Below are 3,266 nucleotides of genomic sequence, written 5' to 3' on the forward strand. Positions count from 1 at the left end.
CTCTCTTTTTATTTTCGTTTTTCGTCTCTGACTGATTTTTAGAGGTGCCCTTATGAGTAATCCAAACTTGTTTGGTTTTAAATCACCTTTTCACTCCGAAACCTCTCCATCAGTAGATATAGCAGTGGACAAGACGGATAGGCAAGATATCCGCCAATGACCGCGCGGTTTCTCGCCATGACAGGTTAATTTTCTGGGATGGAGTGAATCAATCCGTGATGTTTTCTAACTCATCCGCAATAAGATCCTGTAGATCGTCATCGCAATGAGACTGCAAATGAATTATAGAAGTATTTAACTCTGCCAATATATCAACCTTTTGGTGATCGCTAAGATTTGGTAATTGCAGTTGATGTATTAGAGCGATCGCCCTTTGACATTCAACCCCTAGCTCAGCAATCAGAGTGTTAAGCGTTGGATTTGCGATCGCTACTGGTCTGAAGGAGTTAACTAGAGAATTTATCGGTAAATCTGTAACCTGCATATTTATCTCCTTAGTCTTTTTTTTGCTTTTTCAATACCAAGTTCAAAGGCAAGAATCTCTTTTTGCCAGTGGTGAATTAATCCCAAGTCTGGATAGTCTTTCTGTAGCTCGATATCAATTTTTTGCTGATGCTCAATAATTCGTTTTTGAAGCGAATTGATTGATTTTTCATGATTCTTTTTACCCATTATGTAGATGAATCGACTCTTTTAAATTTTAGCTCGATTGCACCCTTTCCAGAAGTTTCGTAATAGTTCCTCGTCACCCCAATTTCGATCTTCCATAATTCCTCTCATAGATGGTTCTGTTTTTAGAATAACTACTTCTGACAGTTATGGTTAAAACTGCCAAGTTTAACTCTTTAATGACGCAGTCAGCGTGTAATTAAACTGCGCTTCAAATGGTTGCTTTTTATATTCCAGACTCCAAAGCTCTAAAGCACAGGAATCATTGGGATCGGCAGGTGTAATTTGGAGATGGCAGGTTTTTGTTTTGGGGTAGAAAAGCACTTCAACAGAAGCGATCGCGCTAACTTGCCGTCGATCTAGAGCCACGGCTAAACGGAGTAAAGTACTCAGTTGGCGCACCATCAATTGCAGGCGATCGTTCAGGAGCTTCTGGAAATTCTCATGCTTCTTTTTGGGTTCGCTTTTGCGGTGATAGCGGGCGAGATTGGCGATCGCCTCAATTTCAGTCTCGGTATAGCCCAATAGCTCTCCATTGCGAATCAGGTAATAGGAATGCTTATGGTGTGCCGCATTATTAATGTGATGTCCAGAATTGTGTAGCATTGCCGCTGCCCACAGCAGACTGCGCTCCTCCTGTCCCCATTCGTGCAGCACCCCTTGGGTTTGGTCGAATAGGCTGAGCGACATTCGGGCTACCTGTTTGGCATAGTCGAGATTGATACTGTACTTATCTGCGAGTTTGAGCACGCTGCGATCTCGTACAGAACTTTGATAGCGCAGGCGATCTTCGATGAACCCTTGACGAATCATCCAGTCCACGATTAAGCCTTCGCGCAGCGATCGCTGACAGACGACAATTTTGGTCGCGCCCAAAAGTCGCATCGCTTCTTGCAGCACCAAAGCCCCCGCCAGAATGATTTCAGCGCGTTTTTGCTTGAGTAAGTCCGTGCGATCGGCGAGGTTTAACTTTCTCAACCGTGCCACCATGCTCTCAAGATCGGCAAAAGAGAATTCGTAGCCCTGTAAGGGATTGGGAACGTTCCCTAGTTTTTCTTTGGCATGAAGTGTGGCAAGGGTTTCAATCGTGCCCGACGTACCAATCATTTGAACGGGTTTGCGATCGAGCAATTGTTTGAGTTCGTCAATCGGTCGTTCTAACATGCCGCGAATGTAGTTTTGCAACCGCTCGAATTCCAAAGTAGAAATCGGATCGGTCTTGATGAACTGATCGGTCAGCCGCACCGCCCCTACCTTGGTACTGCTGAGATAAAGCGGATCGTGCCCGTCACCCAAAATCAACTCGGTGGAGCCACCGCCAATGTCAATCACGACATGGGGCTGATTTTGCAACTCCATCGCCGACAACACGCCCAAATAAATGCGTCTTGCCTCTTCTTGTCCAGAGATAATCTCAACCCGCAGACCCAGCTCTTGCTCGATCCGCCGAATAAAATCCAACCCATTCGGGGATTCTCGCGTGGCACTGGTGGCAACGATCACGATCTCTTCCACATCCATCGTGCGGCAAATTTCTCGGCAACGCGCCAAGGCTTCCAGCGATCGCTCCATGGCTTCATCTAGGAGTTTGCCCGTTTGGGCGCAACGTTCCCCAAGGCGCACGGTCGCTTTTTCGGTCGCAATAATGCTCATGCTGGGCAGATGAGTTTTGACCCGCACGACCACCATGTGGATGGAGTTTGTGCCAATATCGATCGCCGCTAAAATTCTGTCTGATAGCATGGTGGGTCTGACTAGCTGACTTGAGACTGCTCGGTTTAAGATGCAGGGGATCTGGTGTCGATCATACCGTCATGTCTAGGACATTTTGCGGATTTTTGGATTTAGAAATTAGCAGGAATTTGGCTCAAAATCCAGTCAACCGCCTCTGCCAAGTCTTTTGCCACGCGATCGGGCTTGGTGGCATGCTGATAATCTCCTGACAGGACTTTTTCCCCATAACCACTAGTAACCAAAACCCCCTTGCAACCTGCATTATGGGCTAGGTCTACATCTGTAGCTTTGTCCCCCACCATATAGCTACGGGATAGATCGAGATCGTGCTTCCATGCCGCTGCCACCAACATGCCTGTATTGGGTTTACGCCATGTTGACCAATAGCTAAGTTCGGGGTCCACCCCACCTTCGGGGGGACTCAGGGTATTGCAGCAAAATACGGCATCTAGATGTGCCCCAGCCTCTGTATCCAAAAGATACTGGAGCCGCTCGGTGAGGGCATGAATATGTTCGAGGCTGTAATAGCCTCTGGCAGCTCCCGCTTGATTGGAGGCAAGACAGCAAAAAATCTGGCGATCGTTGAGCGATCGCACTGCCTTGGCGACATTGGGCATCAGTACCAAATCTTCGACATGGCGAATATAGCCTAGCTCTTGGTTGAGGACGCCATCGCGATCGAGAAATACAGCAGGCTTTAGCATGAGATAGTTTTGCAGACAATCCTAAGTGACTGGATCGATGATAATTGATGGAAGAAGTTGCCCTATGGGAGGGATATCGAGCGCATGCGCTTCGATACTTAATACTAACCTGAATAATTCATCAGGGAGAGAAAGTGGAGAAAAAAAGAGCCTAAAACT

4 protein-coding genes are annotated in these 3,266 nt (G+C 47.0%); all 4 read right to left on the reverse strand.

The window, feature by feature from the left end:
- Window positions 1-208: 208 nt before the first annotated feature.
- The 4 genes from V2H45_RS25370 to V2H45_RS25385 all read right to left on the reverse strand — a co-directional run bounded on the left by V2H45_RS25370 (window position 209) and on the right by V2H45_RS25385 (window position 3,107).
- The gene (locus tag V2H45_RS25370; protein ID WP_330486483.1) at window positions 209-484 is read right to left on the reverse strand and encodes a hypothetical protein; all 276 of its coding nucleotides are present in this window, start codon (window positions 482-484) and stop codon (window positions 209-211) included.
- Window positions 485-486: 2 nt separating this feature from the next.
- Window positions 487-672, reverse strand: coding sequence for a hypothetical protein (locus V2H45_RS25375; protein WP_330486484.1), 186 nt, complete (start codon window positions 670-672; stop codon window positions 487-489).
- Window positions 673-837: 165 nt separating this feature from the next.
- A complete protein-coding gene (locus V2H45_RS25380) occupies window positions 838-2,412 on the reverse strand; it encodes a Ppx/GppA phosphatase family protein (protein WP_330486485.1) in 1,575 nt (524 codons plus the stop codon).
- 101 nt (window positions 2,413-2,513) lie between these two features.
- Window positions 2,514-3,107, reverse strand: coding sequence for a D-glycero-alpha-D-manno-heptose-1,7-bisphosphate 7-phosphatase (locus V2H45_RS25385; RefSeq protein ID WP_330486486.1), 594 nt, complete (start codon window positions 3,105-3,107; stop codon window positions 2,514-2,516).
- Window positions 3,108-3,266 lie beyond the last annotated feature (159 nt).

The sequence above is a fragment of the Tumidithrix elongata BACA0141 genome, from assembly GCF_036349135.1.
In the GTDB taxonomy this organism is placed as follows: Bacteria; Cyanobacteriota; Cyanobacteriia; order Pseudanabaenales; family Pseudanabaenaceae; genus Tumidithrix; species Tumidithrix elongata.

Excerpts from the sequence above, each read along its gene's own strand:
- V2H45_RS25375 (WP_330486484.1), bottom strand. The coding sequence starts at position 672 with ATGGGTAAAAAGAATCATGAAAAATCAATCAATTCGCTTCAAAAACGA.
- V2H45_RS25380 (WP_330486485.1), bottom strand. The coding sequence starts at position 2,412 with ATGCTATCAGACAGAATTTTAGCGGCGATCGATATTGGCACAAACTCC.
- V2H45_RS25370 (WP_330486483.1), bottom strand. The coding sequence starts at position 484 with ATGCAGGTTACAGATTTACCGATAAATTCTCTAGTTAACTCCTTCAGA.
- V2H45_RS25385 (WP_330486486.1), bottom strand. The coding sequence starts at position 3,107 with ATGCTAAAGCCTGCTGTATTTCTCGATCGCGATGGCGTCCTCAACCAA.